This window comes from Pseudomonas sp. 10(2024), assembly GCF_045164175.1.
GTDB lineage: Bacteria > Pseudomonadota > Gammaproteobacteria > Pseudomonadales > Pseudomonadaceae > Aquipseudomonas > Aquipseudomonas alloputida.
Window position 1 is genome coordinate 581,235 of sequence record NZ_CP174006.1, and the last position, 20,091, is coordinate 601,325.

The 20,091-nt window shown below is 62.1% G+C and carries 18 protein-coding genes and 1 riboswitch; of the genes, 5 read left to right on the forward strand and 13 right to left on the reverse strand.

Annotation, left to right across the window (positions count from 1 at the left end; translation table 11 throughout):
• The first annotated feature begins 147 nt into the window (after positions 1-147).
• The 3 genes from ribA to ACI7M0_RS02615 are packed head-to-tail and all read left to right on the forward strand — an operon-like array spanning position 148 to position 1,993.
• Positions 148-765, forward strand: coding sequence for a GTP cyclohydrolase II (gene ribA / locus ACI7M0_RS02605; RefSeq protein ID WP_003255389.1), 618 nt, complete (start codon positions 148-150; stop codon positions 763-765).
• The gene (locus ACI7M0_RS02610; protein ID WP_020191402.1) at positions 762-1,181 is read left to right on the forward strand and encodes a hypothetical protein; all 420 of its coding nucleotides are present in this window, start codon (positions 762-764) and stop codon (positions 1,179-1,181) included. Before ribA ends, ACI7M0_RS02610 begins: the two co-directional genes overlap by 4 nt.
• Positions 1,181-1,993, forward strand: coding sequence for a cobalamin-binding protein (locus tag ACI7M0_RS02615; protein WP_064492916.1), 813 nt, complete (start codon positions 1,181-1,183; stop codon positions 1,991-1,993). Before ACI7M0_RS02610 ends, ACI7M0_RS02615 begins: the two co-directional genes overlap by 1 nt.
• On the opposite strand, the gene ACI7M0_RS02620 is transcribed toward ACI7M0_RS02615, so the two are convergent.
• The 5 genes from ACI7M0_RS02620 to ribB all read right to left on the reverse strand — a co-directional run bounded on the left by ACI7M0_RS02620 (position 1,971) and on the right by ribB (position 9,007).
• Entirely contained in the window at positions 1,971-3,812 is a 1,842-nt protein-coding gene (locus ACI7M0_RS02620) for a TonB-dependent receptor domain-containing protein (protein ID WP_129971881.1), read from the reverse strand. The two genes, ACI7M0_RS02615 and ACI7M0_RS02620, sit on opposite strands and share 23 nt — an antisense overlap.
• A gap of 1,179 nt (positions 3,813-4,991) precedes the next feature.
• Complete coding sequence (dxs, locus tag ACI7M0_RS02625) at positions 4,992-6,887, reverse strand: 1-deoxy-D-xylulose-5-phosphate synthase (protein WP_104960704.1); 1,896 nt, start codon at positions 6,885-6,887, stop codon at positions 4,992-4,994.
• A gap of 177 nt (positions 6,888-7,064) precedes the next feature.
• The gene (ispA, locus tag ACI7M0_RS02630; protein ID WP_020192445.1) at positions 7,065-7,952 is read right to left on the reverse strand and encodes a (2E,6E)-farnesyl diphosphate synthase; all 888 of its coding nucleotides are present in this window, start codon (positions 7,950-7,952) and stop codon (positions 7,065-7,067) included.
• Positions 7,949-8,191, reverse strand: a complete 243-nt coding sequence (locus ACI7M0_RS02635) for an exodeoxyribonuclease VII small subunit (protein ID WP_003255380.1) — start codon at positions 8,189-8,191, stop codon at positions 7,949-7,951. Before ACI7M0_RS02635 ends, ispA begins: the two co-directional genes overlap by 4 nt.
• 165 nt (positions 8,192-8,356) lie before the next feature.
• Positions 8,357-9,007, reverse strand: coding sequence for a 3,4-dihydroxy-2-butanone-4-phosphate synthase (ribB, locus tag ACI7M0_RS02640; RefSeq protein ID WP_020192444.1), 651 nt, complete (start codon positions 9,005-9,007; stop codon positions 8,357-8,359).
• Positions 9,008-9,087: 80 nt separating this feature from the next.
• Positions 9,088-9,229, reverse strand: a riboswitch (FMN riboswitch).
• A 150-nt stretch (positions 9,230-9,379) separates the two neighbouring features.
• Between ribB and ACI7M0_RS02645 the strand changes: the two genes are divergently transcribed.
• Positions 9,380-10,360, forward strand: a complete 981-nt coding sequence (locus ACI7M0_RS02645) for a zeta toxin family protein (RefSeq protein ID WP_129932097.1) — start codon at positions 9,380-9,382, stop codon at positions 10,358-10,360.
• Positions 10,361-10,381: 21 nt separating this feature from the next.
• Here the strand turns inward: ACI7M0_RS02645 and ACI7M0_RS02650 are convergent, their stop codons facing one another.
• From ACI7M0_RS02650 to ACI7M0_RS02660, 3 genes are all read right to left on the reverse strand, one after another.
• Positions 10,382-11,275: an alpha/beta hydrolase gene (locus ACI7M0_RS02650; protein ID WP_121160963.1), complete on the reverse strand. Its 894-nt coding sequence runs from the start codon at positions 11,273-11,275 to the stop codon at positions 10,382-10,384.
• Between the two features lie 100 nt (positions 11,276-11,375).
• Positions 11,376-12,704, reverse strand: coding sequence for a sensor histidine kinase (locus tag ACI7M0_RS02655; protein WP_064492922.1), 1,329 nt, complete (start codon positions 12,702-12,704; stop codon positions 11,376-11,378).
• Positions 12,704-13,396, reverse strand: a complete 693-nt coding sequence (locus ACI7M0_RS02660; protein WP_104960708.1) for a response regulator transcription factor — start codon at positions 13,394-13,396, stop codon at positions 12,704-12,706. The genes ACI7M0_RS02655 and ACI7M0_RS02660 overlap by 1 nt, the downstream gene beginning before the upstream one ends.
• A 181-nt stretch (positions 13,397-13,577) precedes the next feature.
• Between ACI7M0_RS02660 and ACI7M0_RS02665 the strand changes: the two genes are divergently transcribed.
• Positions 13,578-15,755 carry a TonB-dependent siderophore receptor gene (locus ACI7M0_RS02665; protein ID WP_129932098.1) on the forward strand — a complete coding sequence of 726 codons (2,178 nt, stop codon included), beginning with the start codon at positions 13,578-13,580 and terminating at the stop codon, positions 15,753-15,755.
• A 161-nt stretch (positions 15,756-15,916) separates the two neighbouring features.
• On the opposite strand, the gene ACI7M0_RS02670 is transcribed toward ACI7M0_RS02665, so the two are convergent.
• The 5 genes from ACI7M0_RS02670 to ACI7M0_RS02690 form a co-directional block, all read right to left on the reverse strand.
• Positions 15,917-16,387: a hemerythrin domain-containing protein gene (locus tag ACI7M0_RS02670; RefSeq protein WP_020193843.1), complete on the reverse strand. Its 471-nt coding sequence runs from the start codon at positions 16,385-16,387 to the stop codon at positions 15,917-15,919.
• Positions 16,388-16,909: 522 nt separating this feature from the next.
• Entirely contained in the window at positions 16,910-17,611 is a 702-nt protein-coding gene (locus tag ACI7M0_RS02675; protein ID WP_129932099.1) for an XRE family transcriptional regulator, read from the reverse strand.
• Positions 17,612-17,793: 182 nt separating this feature from the next.
• On the reverse strand, positions 17,794-18,321 hold the full coding sequence (gene ppa / locus ACI7M0_RS02680; RefSeq protein ID WP_003255365.1) for an inorganic diphosphatase: 528 nt from the start codon (positions 18,319-18,321) through the stop codon (positions 17,794-17,796).
• Between the two features lie 92 nt (positions 18,322-18,413).
• A complete protein-coding gene (locus ACI7M0_RS02685; protein WP_010951819.1) occupies positions 18,414-19,229 on the reverse strand; it encodes a zinc-dependent peptidase in 816 nt (271 codons plus the stop codon).
• A gap of 20 nt (positions 19,230-19,249) precedes the next feature.
• Complete coding sequence (locus ACI7M0_RS02690; RefSeq protein ID WP_003255361.1) at positions 19,250-19,897, reverse strand: DedA family protein; 648 nt, start codon at positions 19,895-19,897, stop codon at positions 19,250-19,252.
• Positions 19,898-20,091: the final 194 nt, after the last annotated feature.

Genomic DNA, 20,091 nt, shown 5'->3' on the forward strand with positions numbered 1-20,091 from the left:
TGGGCTGCGGGCTTGGGGTTGAGCGATGGCTTTTAATAAGTATCGAACTTTTCGATCTTAAGCCACTGTATACAGCCAGCCCACATTCCCCAACCTGCTGATACAATCGGCCCACGAGAAATTTCCTACTTACTCCAGGAGCACAACGTGCCCGTCGTCTTTGTTGCCGCCTCTAAACTCCCGACGCCCTTCGCGACCTTCACCATGCATGGCTTTCTCGATGAAGCCACAGGCCGTGAGCATGTGGTGCTCAGCCTGGGTGATATCGCGGACGGCCAGCCGGTACTGGGGCGCCTGCATTCCGAGTGCCTGACCGGCGATGCACTGTTCAGCCAGCGTTGCGACTGCGGCTCGCAGTTGGAAGCCGCGCTGCAGGCCATCGCCCGCGAAGGCCGTGGGGTGCTGTTGTACCTGCGTCAGGAAGGCCGTGGCATCGGCCTGCTGAACAAGATCCGCGCCTACGAGCTGCAGGATGGCGGCGCCGACACCGTCGAAGCCAACGAGCGCCTGGGCTTCGCTGCCGACCAGCGTGACTACGCCATATGCCTGCCGATGCTCGAGCACCTGGGCGTCAAGTCGCTGCGCCTGATGACCAACAATCCGCGCAAGGTCAAAGCCCTGACCGACATGAACATCGTGGTTGCCGAGCGTGTGCCGCTGCACACCGGGCATAACCCGCACAACCGCTACTACCTGGCGACCAAGGCCGGCAAGTTGGGCCACATGCTGGGCAACGAACACCAGGGCGAGGTGCCCCAGGCGTGACCCGCGCCGAGGTCAAGCGGCGCCTGGCGCTGGCCTGGTGGCAGTACCTGGCGGTGGGCCTGGTGCCGCTGCCAGTCATGGCTTGGGCCTTTGGGGGTGGTGATGCACTGATCCCGGTGTTGGCAATGCCACTGTTCATCGCCGGTGCGGCCACCATGTTCCTCAGCCTGCCGCGCTTCGGTGCCTACAAGCGCGCACTTATTGCCACCTCAAAGGTGCTCGGTACGGGCGAAGAAGCCACTGCCTGGATCGAACTGGCGCGGGTGCGGCGCATGGCCATGCTGTATGCCTGCTTCCCGGCTTGGGTTGCCGCATTGTCGGTGCTGGTCGGCCTGGAGGCAGTGCCGCAGATCCTCCTCGCAGTGTCTACCGTTGTAGTGCTGTACCTCTATCGCATTCCGCGCCAGCTGGGCTGATGCGACTGCTACCTGGCCTGCTGGCGTTGTTCGCCTGCACCGTACTGGCTGCAGAACCGCTACGTGTCGTCAGTCTGGCCCCCTCGATGAGCGAGATCATGCTTGAGCTGCAGGCCGACGACCTGCTGGTGGGCGTGCTCGATGGCGGCGAACGGCCGGCTGCACTGCGCCACTTGCCTTCGGTCGGGCGCCAAGGGCAACTGGACATGGAGCGCCTGCTCAGCCTGCGCCCCGACCTGTTGCTGCTGTGGCCAGGCAGTGTGCCGCCGGCCCAGCGCGACCAACTCAAGCGCCTGGGTATCGCCACCTTCAGCGCCGAACCCCATGACATCAGCCAGCTGATCGAGCAGATCGAGGCCATTGCCGAGCGTGTCGGGCGTACCGAGCAAGGCCATTCATACGCGCGAGCCCTGCGTGAGCGGCTGCAGCAGCTGCGCCAGCAGTATCGGCGTGACGAACCCTTGCAGGTGTTTTATCAAGTCTGGGATCGGCCGTTGTACACGCTCGGTGGCCGTCAGGTGGTGACCGACGCCTTGGCCGTGTGCGGGGCGCGCAATGTGTTCGCCGACCTTGGCCAGCCGGCGCCACAGGTGAATGTGGAGTCCGTGCTGCTGCGTAATCCGCAGGTCATCCTGGCAGCTGATGAGGCGCAACTGGCCAGCTGGAAGGCCTGGCCGCAGATTCGGGCGGTGGCTGATGGGCGTCTGCTGGTGGTGCCGGACAAAGGGCTGGAGCGCCCCAGCGGGCAGATGATCGAAGCCACCGCCCGCTTGTGTGCGTTGCTGGACGCTAAAGCGCCGGTGTCCAGGTGATGCTCAAGAGCCAAGTGCGTCTTTCTTCGCGATAGCCGTAGTCGTTGCCCTGGTGGTTGTAGTGGACGCGGCTGTACTGCTTTCCCAGCAGGTTGTCCAGCTTCAGGTCGAGCGTAAGCTCGCGGCTTGCTACCCAGCTTCCGCGCAGGCCCACGATGCCGTAGCCTGCAATGGGGTCACTATTGCCTTCATCGTTGTAACTGCTGCTGACTGCCTGCCAGGTAGCGCCAACAGCGAAGCGGTCGAACTGGCGGTCTACGTCCAGGTTCAAGGTGCGCCGTGCTCGGCGAGGTAGGGTATGGCCATTCTCCCTGTTGCGCGGGTCGATCAGTGCCAGGCCCAGTTGAGACGTCCAACTGTTCCATTCTTGGCTCAGGGCTATCTCGAAACCGTCGATGCGCGCGGTGCCGACATTCTCGGGTCGTTCGCTGTATTCGATCGCGTCACGCAGGTCGGTGCGGTATAGCGAGGCCTCCAGTTTGCTGTTTTTGCTCAGTTGGCTGCGCCATTGCAACTCATAACTTTTCGAGTGTTCGGGCTTGAGCTCCGGGTTGTTGTAGCCGGGGAAGTAAAGGTCGTTGAAGGTGGGGGCGCGGAAACCTTCGCTGTACGACAGCAACACATCATTGGCCTCGTTCAGCGGTAGCGTCAGGCTGCCGCTCCAGGTGGTCTGCCCACCAAACTGTTGATTCTTGTCGTGGCGCAGGCCAAGCTCGGTGGAAAAGTATTCGCCATGAAAGCGATGCTGGACGAACAGCGCATGATTCCAGCGGCTGTCTTCCGTGAAGTCCTCACTCGCATGGACACGGTCTTCGTACCAGTCGCTACCCAACAGCAGGCTGTTGTGTTCACCCAGGGCTAGGTTGTTTTGCCAAGTTGCTTGGTCGCGGTAGGTATTGAAAGGTGCGCTTGAGTGGCTGAGCTTGTCTCGGCTTTCATCGCGGTTTTCGCTGTGGGCCAGCTCAAACCGAGTGCTCCACTGCTCGGTGACCTGGGCATCCAAGTAGCTGCCGATGCTGCTGACAGCGAAGTTCGAATACGGCACCTGAGGGCTTGCACCGCGCGGCTCGTCAAATTCGCGGCGACCACGGCTGTCGAGCAGGTTCAAGCCGGCCTCGAAGCGCTCACTGAAGGTGTGGCTCAGGCTCAGGTTCAACGCCTTGTTGCGGTAGGCGTCGTGGTCACCATCGCTGGCGAAGGATGGCCCGGTCGAGTCGATACCGGCAGTTTCATCCAGGCTGGCGCCAAGGTTGAAGCGGGTCGAGTCGTTGCCGCCAGAAAGCCCCAGGCTGCGTTGGAATGTCTGGTTGCTGCCGGCGGCCATGCGCAGGCGTGGCTGCGGGCCGGGGCCATTGCTGCGTCGGGTGAAGATCTGGATCACCCCGCCAATGGCATCGCTGCCGTACACCGCTGAGCGCGAGCCGCGCAGGACTTCGATGCGCTCGATCTGGTCGATGTCCAGAAACTGCAGGCCGCTGTCGCCCGAGGTGGCGTTGGCGATGCGCACGCCATCGACCAGCACCAGGCTTTGCGCGGCCTTGGTGCCCCGGATAAAGATGCCCGGCAGGCTGCCACGGCCACCGGTAGGTGCCACTTGCACGCCCGGCACGCGGGAGAGCAGGTCGGTAACGCTGGTGGGTTGCAGGCGGTCGATGTCGGTGCGGGTGAAGACCGTGTTGGCAGCGCTGGTGGCGGTACGCGATTCGACCTGGCGGCTGGCGCTGATCAGCACGTCGGGGAGTTTGAGAGCGTCGTCGCGCTCAGCGGCCAGAAGGAATGTAGGGGCACAGAGAATCGTGGTACAGGCTAATTTTTTCATGGGCAGTTCCAAAGTATTTCCACAGCACTGTGCTGTCCCCGTAGGTGCGGGTTTACCCGCGAAAGGGCCGGGCCTGTTGGCCAATTTTCACCCGTCGTTCACCGTCGCCGCCGCTACCGTATTCGCGGGTAAACCCGCTCCTACAGTGGGCACATATCGGTGATCGGGCGCAGGCCGTCGTAGGAGCGGGTTCACCCGCGAAAGGGCCGGGCCTGCTGGCCAATTTTCACCCGCCGTTCACCGTTGTCGCCGCTACCGTATTCGCGGGTAAACCCGCCCCTACAGTGGGCACATATCGGTGATCGGGCGCAGGCCGTCGTAGGAGCGGGTTCACCCGCGAAAGGGCCGGGCCTGTTGGCCAATTTTCACCCGTCGTTCACCGTTGCCGCCGCTACCGTATTCGCGGGTAAACCCGCTCCTACAGTGGGCACATATCGGTGATCGGGCGCAGCCCGTCGTAGGAGCGGGTTTACCCGCGAAAGGGCCGGGCCTGCTGGCCAATTTTCACCCGCCGTTCACCGTTGCCGCCGCTACCGTATTCGCGGGTAAACCCGCTCCTACAGTGGGCACATATCGGTGATCGGGCGCAGGCCGTCGTAGGTGCGGGTTCACCCGCGAAAGGGCCGGTCCTGCTGGCCAATTTTCACCCGCCGTTCACCGTCGCCGCCGCTACCGTATTCGCGGGTAAACCCGCTCCTACAGTGGGCACACATAGGTGATCGGGCGCAGTCCGTCGTAGGAGCGGGTTCACCCGCGAAAGGGCCGGTCCTGCTGGCCAATTTTCACCCGCCGTTCACCGTCGCCGCCGCTACCGTATTCGCGGGTAAACCCGCTCCTACAGTGGACACACATCGGTAATCGGGCGCAGCCCGTCGTAGGAGCGGGTTCACCCGCGAAAGGGCCGGGCCTGCAGGCCAATTTTCACCAGTCATTCACCGTTGTTGCCGCTACCGTATTCGCGGGTAAACCCGCTCCTACAGTGGGCACACCTAGGTGATCGGGCGCAGCCCGTCGTAGGCGGGTTCACCCGCGAAAGGGCCGGTCCTGCTGGCCAATTTTCACCAGTCGTTCACCTTTGCCGCCGCTATCGTATTCGCGGGTAAACCCGCTCCTACAGTGGGCACACATCGGTGATCGGGCGCAGGCCGTCGTAGGAGCGGGTTTACCCGCGAAAGGGCCCTAGAGCCCGAGCTTGGCCATGCGGGCCTTCACCGAAGCCTCGATCCCGGCCGCATCCAGCCCGCACTCAGCCAGCATTTGCGCAGGCTTGGCATGCTCGACATAGATATCCGGCAGCCCCAGGTGCAGAAGCGGCTTGAGCACTGCCTGGCTGGCAAGGAACTCACCCACCGCAGCGCCTGCGCCACCCATGATGGCGTTTTCTTCGATGGTTACCAGCAGCTCATGGCTGCCTGCCAGCTCAAGCACCAGCGCCTCGTCCAGCGGCTTGACGAAGCGCATGTCGACCACCGTGGCGTTGATCTGTTCGGCCACTTGCATGGCCTCGGCCAGTTGTACGCCGAACACCAGCAGGGCCACTTTTTCGCCCTGGCGGCGGACCACGCCCTTGCCGATCTCCAGTGGTTGCAGGTCACCGCTGATCGGCGCATTCGGGCCGGTACCACGCGGGTACCGTACAGCGGCCGGGCCGTTGTACAGGTGGCCGGTGCTGAGCATCTTGCGCAGTTCGTTCTCGTCGCTGGGGGTCATCACCAGCATGCCCGGGATGCAGCGCAGGTACGACAGGTCGTAGCTGCCGGCGTGGGTCGGGCCATCCTCGCCGACCAGGCCGGCGCGATCGATGGCGAACAGCACGTCGAGGTTCTGCACCGCCACGTCGTGGATCAGCTGGTCGTAGGCACGCTGCAGGAAGGTGGAGTAGATCGCCACCACCGGCTTGCTGCCCTCGCAGGCCATGCCGGCCGCCAAGGTCACGGCATGTTGCTCTGCGATCGCAACGTCGAAGTAGCGCTCAGGGTAGCGCTCGCTGAAGTCGACCAGGTCCGAGCCTTCCTTCATTGCCGGGGTAATGCCCACCAGGCGGTTGTCGGCGGCGGCCATGTCGCACAGCCACTGGCCGAACACCGCGGAGTATTTGGGGCCGCTGGCTTTCTTCGGCGCGGCGGGCTTGTCGGCCGGCTCCAGCTTGGTGATGGCGTGGTAGCCGATCGGGTCAATCTCGGCAGGGGCGAAGCCTTTGCCCTTCTTGGTCACCACATGCAGGAACTGCGGGCCTTTCAGGTCGCGCATGTTGCGCAGGGTGGCGATCATGGTGGGCAGGTCGTGGCCGTCGATCGGGCCGATGTAGTTCCAGCCCAGCTCTTCGAACAGCGTGCCCGGCACCAGCATGCCCTTGGCGTATTCCTCGGTGCGACGGGCAATTTCCCAGGCGCCTGGCAACCGCGACAGCACTTTCTTGCTGCCTTCGCGCATGCTCGCGTAGGTGCGGCTGGAAAGGATCTTGGCCAGGTAGTTGGACAGGCCGCCGACATTGCGCGAAATCGACATGTCGTTGTCGTTGAGGATCACCAGCATGTCGGCATTGACTTCCTGGGCGTGGTTCAACGCCTCGAATGCCATGCCGGCGGTCAGCGCGCCATCACCGATCACCGCAATCGACTTGCGTGCGCTGTTCTGCAGGCGGGCAGCAATGGCCATGCCCAGCGCGGCGCTGATCGAGGTGCTGGAGTGGCCAACGCCAAAGGTGTCGTACTCGCTTTCGCTGCGGCGCGGGAAGGCCGCGATGCCGTCCTTCTGGCGCAGGCTGAGCATGCGGTTACGGCGCCCGGTGAGGATCTTGTGCGGGTAGGCCTGGTGCCCCACGTCCCACACCAACCGGTCGTCCGGGGTGTCGAACACGTAGTGCAGGGCGATGGTCAGCTCGATGACGCCCAGACCGGCACCAAAATGCCCACCGGTCTGCCCAACGGTGTAGAGCAATTCCTGGCGCAGTTCGTCGGCCAGCGTTTCCAGGTCGGCTTCGGCCAACCGGCGCAGGCCGGCAGGCGTGTCAGCGCGGTCGAGCAACGGCGTGACCGGGCGTTCGCGGGGGATCTCTTGAAACGTCGTGGGCATCAGGCGAGTCGTTATAGGTGTGTGAAGACGCGGCAGTTTACCCCATTGTGGGAAAAGTGCCCATTCGACCACAGGTTACGCGGCCCCCTGTAGGAGCGGGTTTACCCGCGAATGCGTCGGCAAATTCAAGATCGCATTCGCGGGTAAACCCGATCCTACAGGGATAGGTGAAGCTGTTTAGTTACGGCGTTCGACAATATAACGCGCCAAGGCCCGCAGCGGCTCGGCCTTTTCGCCGAACCCTTGCAGTGCGGCCAGCGCCTGGTCGCGCAGTTCGATTGCATAGAGTTTGGCGGCTTCCAGTCCCAGCAGGGCCGGGTAGGTCGGTTTGTCACGCGCTATGTCTGCACCTTGGCGTTTGCCCAAGGTAGCAGTGTCGCTTTCCACGTCGAGGATGTCGTCCTGCACCTGGAATGCCAGGCCAATGGCCTGTGCATAAGTCTGCAGGGCATCCAGCTGCGCTGGTTCGGCACGGGCACTGGCCAGGGCGCCGAGGCGTACGCTGGCTTCGATCAGCGCGCCGGTCTTGTGCCGGTGCATGAACTCCAGCGCCTGCTGGTCCAGCTTCTGGCCCACCGAACCGAGATCGATGGCCTGGCCGCCAACCATGCCGGCCGGGCCGGCAGCTTTGGCCAGCACCTGAACCATGGCCAGGCGAATACTGTCGATCTGAGGGCTCAGGCAAGGGTCGAGCAGGGCACTGAAAGCCAGGCTCTGCAAACCGTCGCCAGCAAGGATGGCGCACGCTTCGTCAAACGCCTTGTGGGTGGTCGGCTGGCCGCGACGCAGGTCGTCGTCGTCCATGGCCGGGAGGTCATCATGCACCAGCGAGTAAGCATGGATCAGCTCGACCGCGCAGGCTGCACCGTTGGCCTGTTCGGCCGGGGCGCCCAAGGCTTCGCAGGCCGCGTAGGCCAGCAACGGGCGCACGCGTTTGCCGCCGTTCATCACGCTGTAGCGCATGGCGGCGTAAAGGCGTTCCAGCTCTTTGCTCGGGGCGATGAACAGCGGTTCGAGTGCTGCGTCGACGCGCGCCTGGCAACTGGCCTGGTAGGTGCCAATCATGCTTCCGGCTCCGCGTCGAAGGGTTGGGCAGCCAGTTCGCCGTCGCGCTCCAGCAGAATTTGCACCTTCTGTTCGGCCTGGGCCAGGGCGCCCTGGCAGTCACGGGTCAGGGCGATGCCTTGTTCAAAGGCGGCCAGCGACTCTTCCAGCGACAACTCGCCGTTCTCCAGGCGCTCGACCAGTGCTTGCAGGTCTGCGAGGGATTGCTCGAAATCGAGGGAGGCTTTTTTGCGGGCCATGGCGACTGTCTCGGTGGCATTCAGAACGGCGCGACACTAGCAGAGCGGGGCGGGGGGAGCAAACTTCCGGCAGCTGCATCGGCTGATGCAGACCGATATGGGAGCGGCCCTGTGTCGCGAAAGGGCCGCTCGCACAAGGACCGCAAAGCGTCCCGGTTCGGTGGATCAGGCCGGCTCTGCTTCCCGTTCCAGCATTGCCTCACGGTACCGCGCCAGCTCCTCGATGGTCAGCACCGGCAAATTGTACTGCCGTGCATATACCGCCACCTGCTCACCACGGGCCATGCTGCCATCGGGGTTCATCAGCTCGCACAAGACCGCTGCCGGGCGCAGGCCGGCCAGGCGCGCCAGGTCCACCGAACCTTCGGTATGCCCACGGCGGGTCAGCACCCCGCCATTGCGGGCGCGCAGCGGAAAAACATGCCCCGGGCTGACTATATGGCGCTGTTCGGCGCTGGAGCGCAGTGCTGCGCCAATGGTGGTGATGCGGTCCTGGGCGCTAACCCCGGTGGTGATACCTTCGGCCGCCTCGATCGTGACGGTGAAACCGGTGCCGTGGCGGGCCTGGTTGTTCTGCACCATGGGTGCCAGCTGCAGTTCGTCGACGGTGGCTTCGTCCAGGCACAGGCAGACGATGCCGCTGCAATCGCGAATCATCATGGCCATGGTCTGCAGCGAAATGTTCTCGGCGGCGGCAATGATGTCCGCTTCGTCCTCGCGGTCGTCATCGTCGAGCAACAGTACAGGGCGCCCGGCCTGGAAGGCGGCGATGGCGGCGGAAACATTGGGGAATTGCGCGTGGTGCTGGGTGAACATGAAACGCTCCTCGTGAATGATCGATGAACGTCTCGGGGCGAACAAAATGCGCGCGCAAGGGCGCCCGGATGGCCCCTGCATGACGCCTTCTTTCATCCGGACTATGACCGTCGGCTCTGGAGTTGCACCAGATCTGCTGACCCCCGACATGGTCGGGGCGCTCGCGGGCTCATCTTTCGATTTACCGCCGGTGGGGACTTACACCCCGCCCTGAAGACCGGCCAAGCATACAGCACAGTGCCACCCCAGTGGCAACCCGCGGTGCTACTACCTTCGGCGAGACTTGCAGCAGTAACCATCTACTCCTTTCTCACCTGCCGCAGCGCTTACCTTCGTGACGGTCACATTGGCAAACCAAGGAAACGAACCGTCATGTCCTCTCTCTATCCTTTTACCGATACCGATCTCCATCTCGCATTCAGAAAGGTCGTCGACACTTTGTTCGAGAAGAAGCGCGACTACGTCGACGGCGTGCTCAAGCCCAAAATGCTCATCATTGCCGGTACACAAGGCTCGGGTAAGACGTACTTGTTGGAAAAAACGCTGCTGAAGAGCGGGCGCTACGACAATTATGTTCGCCTTTACGAAACCCATTTTCGTGAACTGCACCCTCATTATCGGGCGATGGAAGACAAAGGCGTGCTGCATGTCTATGAGCATACCGAGTCGTTCATCTGGCGCCTGGGGGCAATGATTTGCACGTATGCGATGGAAAACAAATACAACATCATCATGGAGACCGCGCTCGACAGCCCTCATTTCGCTGATTTTCCACCTGAAGCCGCCCGGCAGGGCTATCAGAGCGAGGTCCATCTGATTGCGTGTCAGAAAGAATTCAGCCACTGGTCGACCCTGGACCGTGTGGTCAACAGCGTTGGCAATCAGGAGATCGAGCGTGTGGTCAGCCTGACGCAGATCGAAGAGGCGCAAATCAATGGCAGGGCCATCATCGATGCTTTCGAAAACGCCTGTGTCGAGGTGCCGGGTTCCGAAATCGTGATCTATCGACGTGGCCTGGAGACAGACAGGAATAGCCTGCCGGTCTGTCACAGCACCTGTCCTGAAAAAGGGCTCCTCGTGCCCCAGCAGACCTACCAGGGCAGGGCATTCTTCCGCGGAGCAGACCTGAAGATCAACTTCAAGGTCCAGCGCAGCCCCCAGGCCGATTTCCCCTGTTCCTATATTCAGTATGCGCAGGTGGTGCATGCCGGCCTGCTGGGTTTGAAACACCGTCGGACGATGGCCGAACTCAATTGCAAAACCCTCGGCCAGGCTCAGAAGCTGATGTCGCAGCTGCCTGTGGATGTCTACCGGGAACTGTGCCTGTACGTGCTCAAGTATGCGCAACCTTGAGTCGGACAGGCGCAGGGCTGGTCACTGGCCAGACATGCCTTCGATCACCCTGCGCAGGGAGGCGGCCAGCATGGGCCCATGCCCCAGACCGTCGAAGCGCTCATAGCGCACGTCGAGGCCTTTGATCGCGGCCAGATCTGCCGCCAGGCGGCGCGCAGGCAACTCGTCGTCCTCGTGCGGCGAACCATGCGGGTTGGCGGGCTCCTGCCCGCCGCGCATCAGCAGCAGGCGCGGGCGCGCCCCGCCCAGGCGTGAGGGAAGTCCTTGCGCCTCCCGGACAATCACGCCATCGCGCCACCACAGTGACGGGCTGGCAGCCGCGTAAAGGCAGAATTCGCCGGGGCGCGTAAACAGTGCGTGAAGCACGGCCAGGCCACCATAGGAGTGCCCCCACAGCGTCTGTCGTTGCGGATCGACCGGCGCCACAGCCGACACCATCGTGCGCATGCGCCCGGTCAGAAGCTTCAGGAACGCATCGACCCCGCCGCTGGGCTGGCCGGTCAGCGGATCACGCTGCTGCACCTGCTCCGGCAGCGCCGGGGTGTAGTCCAGCGTGCGGCCGGCCCTATCGATGCGCAGTTCGGTCCGATAACCCACCGCCACCAGCAGGGGCGCCTGGCCCGCGGCGAGCCTGTCCAGTTGCTGCTGATCCAGCGTCCCCAGCGCAGCATTGCCATCGAGCATCCACAGCACCGGGTACCCCGATGCCGGCGCTGGACGATTCGGCTTGCCAACCCACAGGCGGTAGTGACGCAGGCCATCGGCCGAGTCCAGATCAAACTGGCTGAAGTGATAGGCCAGGTCCTGGCGCCGTAGCACCGACGTGTCCATCTTCTGGTCATGCTCGGGCTGTGCCAGGACAAGAGGGGCCGCCAGGGCAAGTGCCAAGGCCAGCATCAGGTTCTTCTTGCTCATCAGGCGTCTCGTCAGGGCTTTGCATGGAGCGCAAGGCTTGAGCGCCCAGATGATAACCAGTCCCGATCGAGCGTAAAGCGCATTAACTTTCTAAACAGTCTCAGGCCGCAGGCAAGGTCATGTGCAGGCACAGGCCCGGGTGCCCATTGCTGGCCCACAACCGGCCGCCTTGCAGTTCGATGGCGCGACGGGCGATAGCAAGGCCCAGGCCGAAGCCTGCGCCACTGTCGGCCAGGCGTTGGTAGGGCTTGAAGATGCGCTCTAGGTCGGTATCAGGTACGCCTGGCCCCTGGTCGCTCAGGCGCAGGTGCCAGTATGCGCCCTCCCGCCAGCCATCGAGGCTGACCTGGCCTTCGGTCGGCGAGTGGCGAATGGCATTGCGCAACAGGTTTTCCAGGGCCTGGGCCAGGCTGTCCAGATGGGCCTGCACCAGGCAGTCGGTGCCAAGTGAACACGGCAGGCGCGCACGGTCCCAGCCGCTTTCGAAGCAGACGTCCTCGCATAAGGCTTCCCACACGGAAAGCACCAATACCGGCTCGGTCGCCAGGCTGGGCTGTTCGGTGTCCATCCAGGCCAGGTCGAGGGTGTTTTCCAGCAGCTTCTGCATGTCGGCCACCTCACGGTCCAGGCGCTCGCGCAGCTGCGGCGGTGGCAAGTCGCTGTCATGGGCGATGCGCAGCCGCGCCAGAGGTGTGCGCAATTCGTGAGACAGCGTGCGCAACAGCAGGCGCTGTTGCTCAAGGCTCTGGCGCAGGCGCCCGGCCATGTGCTCGAAGGCCTGAGCCAGCTCACCCAGCTCATCACGCCGCTCCTGCAGGGGCAGGGCGGGGCTGTCCAGATCATCGGCCCGCAGGGCGTCGGCGCGGTCGCGCAGGCGGTTCAGCGGCACGACAAGATGCCGGTATAGCGCAAGGCCTAGCAGCAGGGCCAGCAGTGCGGGGGCAACGCCATGCGTGACCACATGGGTCCAGGGTGTCAGGCCTGTGGGTAGCAGCCGTTCGGGCAGTTGCAGCACCAGGCGGCCATGCTCGGGGTGTTGCGGAAATTCGATGCTGACGTAGGGCAGTTCATCCTGCAGGCGCCGGCTCATCGGCCAGTCGAGCTTGCGCATGAATGTCAGGTGGCTGGCTTCCTCGGCGCTCAGCGGCGTGGTGCCAAGGCTCTGAAGGTGTGGACCTATCACGGCCACCCAGGTGTCCTCGGCCCGTGCCACCTGCTTGCGCCAGGCTTCGGTGCCGGCTGCGCCGTCCTGCTCCCACGCCTGTTCGGCCTGTTGAGCATAACGCGCCAGGTAGTCCTGGTCGGCCTGGGATAGAAAATAGGTACTGCGCTCCACCGAAAGGCCCCAGGTCCAGATGAGCCAGATCAGCAACAGGCAGAAGCTGACTTGTAGCAAGGCCAGTTTCCACAGCAACGGGTGGCGACGCATCAGGCCTGATCCGTGTCGACCAGGATGTACCCTTGGCCACGCACGGCCTGGATCTGCAGGTGCTGGGCATTGATGTCGGCCAGTTTGCGGCGCAGGTTGCACACATGCACATCCAGGCCTCGGTCCAGTCGGGTATAGGCCCTGTGCAGCACGGTCTGGTACAGGAATGGCTTGCTCAACGCTTCGTCGGGGTGGGCCAGCAGCGTGACCAGCAAGCGGAATTCGGAAGCGGTAAGGCCAGCGGCGTTGCCGTTGTGGATAACGTCCTGGCGGTCGTGGTCCAGCATCACCTCCCCCACGTCGGCACGCAGCGCCGTACCACGATCGAATGCCACGCGACGCAGCAAGGCATCCACCCGTGCGTCCAGCTCCGCCAGGCTGAAGGGCTTGGGCAGGTAGTCGTCTGCACCACGGGTGAAGCCGCTGATGCGGTCCTGCTCGGCCCCTAGTGCCGACATCAGCATGACCGGCACTGCCTGCTGGCGGCGCAGGGCGTCGAGCAGGCTGAGGCCGTCGATGCCTGGCAGCATGATGTCCAGCAGCACCAGTTCGAACTGCGATTGCTGTATGGCATTCAGGGCCTGGGTGCCGCTGGCGCAGGCGTGCACCAGGAAACCGCGATTGCGGAAATGGCGGTCCAGGTCCTGAAGCAGGCGTGGGTCGTCTTCGGCAAGGAGAAGTGAGGTGGGCACGGCGAGCCTTGATGAGAACTTTTATCAGTTGCGAATCATCCCACTGGCTGCAGGGAAAGGGCAACGCCTTGATGTGTTAAGAAGGTTAATCCTGCTGCACCCTGGTTTTCGCTCCGGTATCGTTCGCAAAAAGCAACTTGTTTCGTTTGCGATTCAATATCATTTGGGCGAAGGGTGTGTCATGACCGGTTTCAAAAGTGTGGGCAGCTTGCAGCGGGTTCGGGGATGGCTGGCGCTGGGGTTGCTGGCACCGTTTTCTTTATCGGCGGTGGCCGAAACGGTAGCGGCCCAGACGGCGGCTGAAGACAACTCGCTTGATCTGCCTGCATTGACCATCGAAGGCAACCGCCTGTACGACATGCTGCCTTCGGAGGAAACCGGCGGTTACAGCGTCGATGCCGCTACCGTGGGCACCAAGACGCCGGCAGCGCTCAAGGACATCCCGCAGTCGATCACCGTCTACACCCAGGACTACGTCAAGGATCGCCAGTTCGTACATCTGGATGACCTGGCCAAGTACACCGCCGGCCTGCGCACCCTGACCAACGACAGCGGCCGTTCGTCGATCTACGCCCGTGGCTACGAGTACAGCGAATTCAACATCGATGGCCTGCCGGCCCCCATGGCCAGCATCTTTGGCACCGTACCGTCGCTGGCCGCGTTCGACCGTGTCGAAATCATGCGCGGCCCGGCCGGGTTGTTCAGCAGCACCAGCGAACTGGGCGGTATCGTCAACATGGTACGCAAGCGCCCGACCGCCGAGTTTCAGGGCCACATCGAAGGCAGCTACGGCACCTGGGACACCAACCATGAAGAAATCGACCTGAGCGGCCCGCTGGACGCCGCCGGTCGCGTGCGCGGGCGCTTCATTGCATCCCGTGACGACACCAATGGCGAAGTGGACTACAACGCCAACACCAGTAACAGCTATTACGGTGCGCTGGATATCGACCTGGACGACGCCACTACGCTGTCGTTCGGCCTGATGCACGAAGTGAAGAACATCACCCCGCACAACGGCTACCCGGCCACGTTGGCCGGCGAGGTGCCCGACTTCAGCCATTCGCGTTTCCTGGGCGCCGACTGGAACTACTTCGACGGCAAGACCACCGACCTGGTCGCCGAGCTGACCCACCGCTTCGACAATGGCGGTTACGGCCGTGTCGCGGCCCGTGGCTCGCACCGCGACACCAACTACCTGTACGCCTTCACTGCAACCAATGCCACCACAGGCGCCAACTCCGAACGCGCCAGCGCCCGCGATTTCACCCAGGACACCTACTCGCTGGACGCCAGTTACAGCCAGCCGTTCGAAACCTTCGGCCAGGTCAGCGAGTTCGTGGTGGGCAGCGATTACAAGAACTACGACACCGAGTATCTCAACGGCACCACCAACCTGGGTGCCATCAACGTCAACACCTACTCGCCTAAACAGTTCGCCAAACCGTCGCCCAACTACAGCACCGAGACCGGCATGCAGGAAGAGGAATACGGCCTTTATTCCAAGGTCACCTTCCGTCCGATCGAGCGCCTTGCGCTGATTGCCGGTGGCCGTTTCAGTTGGTACCGCGGTGATTTCTACACCACCACCCTGACCAGCGGTGCATCGACCAATGACAGCAAGCGTGTGGACGGCCACTTCACCCCGTACGGGGGCCTGGTCTATGACTTGACCGAGAACCACGCGCTGTACGCTAGCTACTCGCAGGTTTTCAAGCCTCAATCCGACACCGACAGCAGTGGCCGGGTGTTGAAACCGCGTGAAGGCGAGCAGTACGAGTTCGGCCTCAAGAGCAGCTACTTTGGCGGCGACTTGAATACGCGCTTCTCGGTGTTCCGCCTGACCGACAAGAACCGCGCTACCACCCTGTACGATGCTGATGGTGTGGCCACTACCGATTCCGTTGCATCCGGCAAGACCCGCGTGAAGGGCGCGGAAGTGGAAGTGAGCGGCAAGCTGACGCCGAATTGGGAACTGCTGGCTGGCTACACCTGGATGGAGACCGAAACCGTCAAGGGTGACGCCGAAACCACGTTCTTCATCATGCCGCGCAACCAGGCTTCGCTTTGGAGCAAGTACACCATCAGCCAAGGGCCGCTGACCGGCCTGGCGATTGGTGGCGGAATTTCCGCGATGAGCAACTTCTACTCCGAAAACGGCGGCGTGCGTATCGACGCGCCGGGCTACGCGACGGTGGACGCGATGCTGTCGTACCCGGTGACTTCGAAGCTGACCGCCACCTTCAACGTCAATAACCTGTTCGACCGGGACTACCTGTCGCGGGTGGGCTCGACCTCCACGTTCAACTTCTACGGGCCGTCGCGCAGCATGATGGTTGGGGCGCGGTATGACTTCTGACGGGATCTGTAGCCGCTAGGTGCAGCGCGACACAAGGCCGTGCCTGCAAAGGGCGCGGCCTTGATGCTGAATCATGAGAAATCTAGAAGAGTATCTGCACCATCGGGTATCAGTGCAACAAAGTTGTGAGAGTAAGTGTTAATCAGGCGCTTGGTTTTAATTCAAGAAGTCTCCGAGTGCCATTGATGCTTTATTTCTTGCCATTGGGTGTCTGACAACCACTTGTCTGCTACCGGAAAGAAAATATTCTCCTCGGCATCCATATGATCATAGTATTTCTTGATGAAGTCTTCGATCGTGTCGGCAATTACTCTGGCCTCTTGCTTTGACTGCTCCAACATCTTGAGCTGTCCGGCAATTCGCGTGAAGGCTTTATGATCTTGCTCGATGGCCATGACCCGTTGGTGAATCGGTGCGTCGGTTGTCAGCAAGGCCAGCCGAATAAGCTCTTCATTTTCATGGTGGTGCCGCTCTGCATCACCATGCAAGGCTTCCAGTTGCTTAAACAACAGCTTGCAGTCATCGGCACCCGCAGAGCCGTGCCTTATCCTCTCCAGTAATTCTTTGATCTGAGTAATTTTGGTAGCCACCTCATGATGATAGGCGTGCAGCTCTTTCAATAAGGCGTTCATGCTAAGTCCTCATCACTACATCAAACCGTTACAGATTAAATATAAGTAATAAGCAATCTCCAAGGATGGCCGCACGTGTCAGCGCACATCTGATCGTTTTATTATAGTCTGGCGCGAAACGCTCACCTTCAGAAAAAACCCTCCATTGGAAGATTTCGAAATATCAACTTGATATCTATATGCGCGACAAGAAGAAGCCGACACCCCAGAATCGCTTGCGGGCTGAACGTGAACAGCGGGGGGCTGAGCACAACGGGAGGTGTCAACCTTATGCAGGACGGGGCATTGCCAAATTAAAAAGCCGGCTTGTGGCCGGCTTCTCGGGGACGCTTCCGACTAATTTATGGTAAGCCGCAATCGCCTTAACTGTGTGGCCATCAAGGGCCTGAAAGAGATGGCAGATGCCCGTGTGGGATATCGCCGAGCCCTCTGGAACGCGGCTCGCGCCGGTCGGGGCTTAATGTGCGGCGTAGCATACAAGGGCGGGCGCAGGATGCCCAGCAAAAAATTGCCCAGAGTGCTTCAACTGGGCCGCTGCTGGCGGAAATGTGACCAGTGGAACACCCAGCCAAGAATTTCCAGGCCCTGCGCCTGACGCTGAGCAGCGGTGTAGCGTTCGACCGTGTAGTTGCGCCGGTCATGGCTGTGCAGGTACAGGGTGTCGTGCGGGCCAAGACTGAGGTTGTTTACCCTGAGCATGCCGTTTTGCAGCAGGGCATAGGTTTCGCCCTCGACCACCTGGGTCATGCCCAGGTCGATGGCCAAGGTAGCTTGCAGCGGAATCAGCGGGAGCATGTTGCTGGCCGGCATTGCCAGGCAGATTGCGTTGCCGGCTTGCACACCCAAGCCCTTCAGGGCTTTTGCCGGCAAGCGCAGGTGCTTGCTGCCCACCGGCGACAGCAAGCCGTTGCGCACTTCGTAGTAGGGCACCTTCAATACCCGGCCACGATATTCGGACAGCGGGGTAAGCGGGTTGGCGGGCGCTGGCCGTGGACGGCCGTTGCGCAGGAGTGGATTGGGGTGTTTGGGGCCTTCACCGGTGCGCAGCCAACGCCGGTGCACACAGAACAGATCGGCCAGTTCGTCCAGTCGGGCCAAAGGCACACCGCGTTTGAACCAGTTGTTGACGTGCTGTGCTGTGACGCTGCGCTGGGCGGCGAAATCGGAAGGGGTCAGGCCACATTCGTGGAGCAGGGCTCTGAGGCGGTCGCCGGAAGTGTTCATGGCGGCGAGTGTAGCGGCGGGTTGCCAGTAAGGAAATGAACCGGGTGTTGACGGGATTTGTACGAAAAGAGGCTGTTTGTAGGATGCTGGTGTAGGACTGTGTAGGATTTGTTCCCAGCAGTGAGCGCGTTCCATTCAGGCATGAAAAACCCCGCCAAAGCGGGGTTTCCCTGCAGTCGAAATCAGCCCTTGTAGGCAGCGACCGATTTGGTGATCGCGGCACGGGCGGCATCGGCGCCTTCCCAGCCTTCGATCTTGACCCACTTGCCCTTCTCGAGATCTTTGTAGTTGGCAAAGAAGTGCTCGATCTGCTGGATCAGCAGGGCTGGCAGGTCGGTGTATTCCTTGACGTCAACGTACAGCTGCGACAGCTTGTCGTGAGGAACAGCGATGACCTTGGCGTCGCCGCCACCGTCGTCGGTCATGTTCAGCACGCCAACCGGACGGGCGCGGATAACCGAGCCTGGGGCCACTGGGTAAGGGGTAACCACCAGCACGTCCAGCGGGTCACCGTCGTCAGCCAGGGTGTTCGGGATGAAGCCATAGTTGGCTGGGTAGAACATTGGGGTAGCCATGAAACGGTCGACGAACAGCGTGTCGCTGTCCTTGTCGATTTCGTATTTGATCGGCGCGTGGTTGGCCGGGATCTCGATGGCGACGTAGATGTCGTTCGGCAGGTCTTTGCCCGCCGGAATCTTGCTGTAGCTCATTGGGCAGTGCCCCCGTGTTTGACCAAAAAGTGGCGGCGATTATAGGCACATTCTGCCGGGGCACGCCACGCTTGGCCTGATGTGCGGGCCCGTCAGGCGTGGCTTTCGCGGTACTCGGGGTGTTCCGCCTGCAGCCGGCACAGGCGCGCCAGCGGGTCTTGCCGGTAGAACAGCGACAACTGGTGGTAGACCTTTGGATAAGCCTGATGAAGCAGGTCAGGGGCACTAAAGAAGTACTCGCTGGTAACGGCGAAGAACTCTGCCGGGTTTTCCGCAGCATAGGGGTCGATCGCGGTTTCGGCGTCGGGGTTGGCGTCCAGTTGCTGGTTGAGGTCGTCGTACGCCTGCTGCATGGCGCTTGCCCACTCATCAACGGGCATGCCGCTGTGCAACGGTGGCAGGCCGTTGGCATCGCCGTTGAGCATGTCGAGCTTGTGCGCCAGCTCATGGATGACCAGGTTGTAAGCCTCCCAGCCACCACTGGCCTGCACGCCGTTCCAGGCCAGGATGATCGGCCCCTGCTGCCACGCCTCGCCGCTGTGTTCGCCGTCCCACACATGCTCCACGCCACTGGCATCGCGGTGGCGCTGGGGGCTCTTGAAGTCGTCGGGGTACAGGATGATTTCGTGGAAGCCTTGGTACCAGTTCAGCTCACCCAGGTGAAGCAGCGGTAACTGTGCCTGGGCGGCCAGCATTAGGCGCTGCTCGTCGTCCAGTTCGACCCCGGGCAGGCAGGTGAGGTGCTTGTCGAGCAGGAACAGGATGCAGGCTTCGCGCAGCCAGCGGTCTTCAGCGTCGCTGATGCCGTCCAGCATCGGCAGCCGCTCGCGTACGGCCTGCCATTGCTGTGGCGTGATCGGGTAACGCGCCAGAGTACGCTTGCGCCGCCAGGCGCTGAATGACCACATGCCGTTTGTTCTTTACCTGTTCAGTGAGCCTTGGCCGTACGGCCCAGGCGCCCACGCAGCAAGCCGAGAATCATCGGCACCAGCGACAGGATGATGATGCCCACCACCATCAGCGACAGGTGCTGCTTGATGAACGGCACGTTGCCGAAGAAGTAGCCCAAGGTGACCAGGCCGCCGACCCAAAGCAGCGAACCGGCAACGCTGAAGCCGAGGAAGCGTGGGTAGTGCATGTGGGCGATGCCCGCGACGAACGGTGCGAAGGTGCGCAAGATGGGCAGGAAGCGCGCCATGGTCACGGTCTTGCCGCCATGGCGTTCATAGAAATCGTGGGTACGCTGCAGGTAGTCGCGGCGGAAGATCTTGGAGTTGGGGTTGTTGAACAAACGCTCGCCGGCTGTTCGGCCGATCACGTAATTGGTGCTGTCGCCCAGGATTGCAGCGGCCATCAGCAGGCCGGCCAGCAGCACCGGGTCCATGCCGCCACCCGCCGCCACGGCGCCGGCGATGAACAGCAGCGAGTCGCCTGGCAGGAATGGCATCACTACCAGGCCGGTTTCGCAGAAGATCACGGTGAACAGGATGGCGTAGATCCAGGGACCGTAATTGGTGACCAGCAGATCGAGGTAGGCATCGAGATGCAGGATAAGGTCCAGCGGGTTGAAATCCATGTACAGCACCTGTGTTCTTGGGCGTAGGCTTGGTTACCGGGGGGAGGGTAAATTTTCACACATGACAGGTGAGCCATTATACGGCTAAGTCAGGAACATGCCCGGAGAGTTTGTAGCGGGGGGTTACGGTAGAGGGGGTATTCCTTTACCAACCGCTTCGCGGGCACGCCCGCTCCCCCAAGGATCACTACCTT

Bases quoted from the DNA above. Each gene is read 5' to 3' on its own strand.
- ACI7M0_RS02615 (WP_064492916.1), top strand. From the start codon at position 1,181: ATGCGACTGCTACCTGGCCTGCTGGCGTTGTTCGCCTGCACCGTACTG.
- ACI7M0_RS02620 (WP_129971881.1), bottom strand. From the start codon at position 3,812: ATGAAAAAATTAGCCTGTACCACGATTCTCTGTGCCCCTACATTCCTT.
- dxs (WP_104960704.1), bottom strand. From the start codon at position 6,887: ATGCCCACGACGTTTCAAGAGATCCCCCGCGAACGCCCGGTCACGCCG.
- ispA (WP_020192445.1), bottom strand. From the start codon at position 7,952: ATGATTGGCACCTACCAGGCCAGTTGCCAGGCGCGCGTCGACGCAGCA.
- ACI7M0_RS02635 (WP_003255380.1), bottom strand. From the start codon at position 8,191: ATGGCCCGCAAAAAAGCCTCCCTCGATTTCGAGCAATCCCTCGCAGAC.
- ribB (WP_020192444.1), bottom strand. From the start codon at position 9,007: ATGTTCACCCAGCACCACGCGCAATTCCCCAATGTTTCCGCCGCCATC.
- ACI7M0_RS02645 (WP_129932097.1), top strand. From the start codon at position 9,380: ATGTCCTCTCTCTATCCTTTTACCGATACCGATCTCCATCTCGCATTC.
- ACI7M0_RS02650 (WP_121160963.1), bottom strand. From the start codon at position 11,275: ATGAGCAAGAAGAACCTGATGCTGGCCTTGGCACTTGCCCTGGCGGCC.
- ACI7M0_RS02655 (WP_064492922.1), bottom strand. From the start codon at position 12,704: ATGCGTCGCCACCCGTTGCTGTGGAAACTGGCCTTGCTACAAGTCAGC.
- ACI7M0_RS02665 (WP_129932098.1), top strand. From the start codon at position 13,578: ATGACCGGTTTCAAAAGTGTGGGCAGCTTGCAGCGGGTTCGGGGATGG.
- ACI7M0_RS02670 (WP_020193843.1), bottom strand. From the start codon at position 16,387: ATGAACGCCTTATTGAAAGAGCTGCACGCCTATCATCATGAGGTGGCT.
- ACI7M0_RS02675 (WP_129932099.1), bottom strand. From the start codon at position 17,611: ATGAACACTTCCGGCGACCGCCTCAGAGCCCTGCTCCACGAATGTGGC.
- ppa (WP_003255365.1), bottom strand. From the start codon at position 18,321: ATGAGCTACAGCAAGATTCCGGCGGGCAAAGACCTGCCGAACGACATC.
- ACI7M0_RS02685 (WP_010951819.1), bottom strand. From the start codon at position 19,229: ATGTGGTCATTCAGCGCCTGGCGGCGCAAGCGTACTCTGGCGCGTTAC.
- ACI7M0_RS02690 (WP_003255361.1), bottom strand. From the start codon at position 19,897: ATGGATTTCAACCCGCTGGACCTTATCCTGCATCTCGATGCCTACCTC.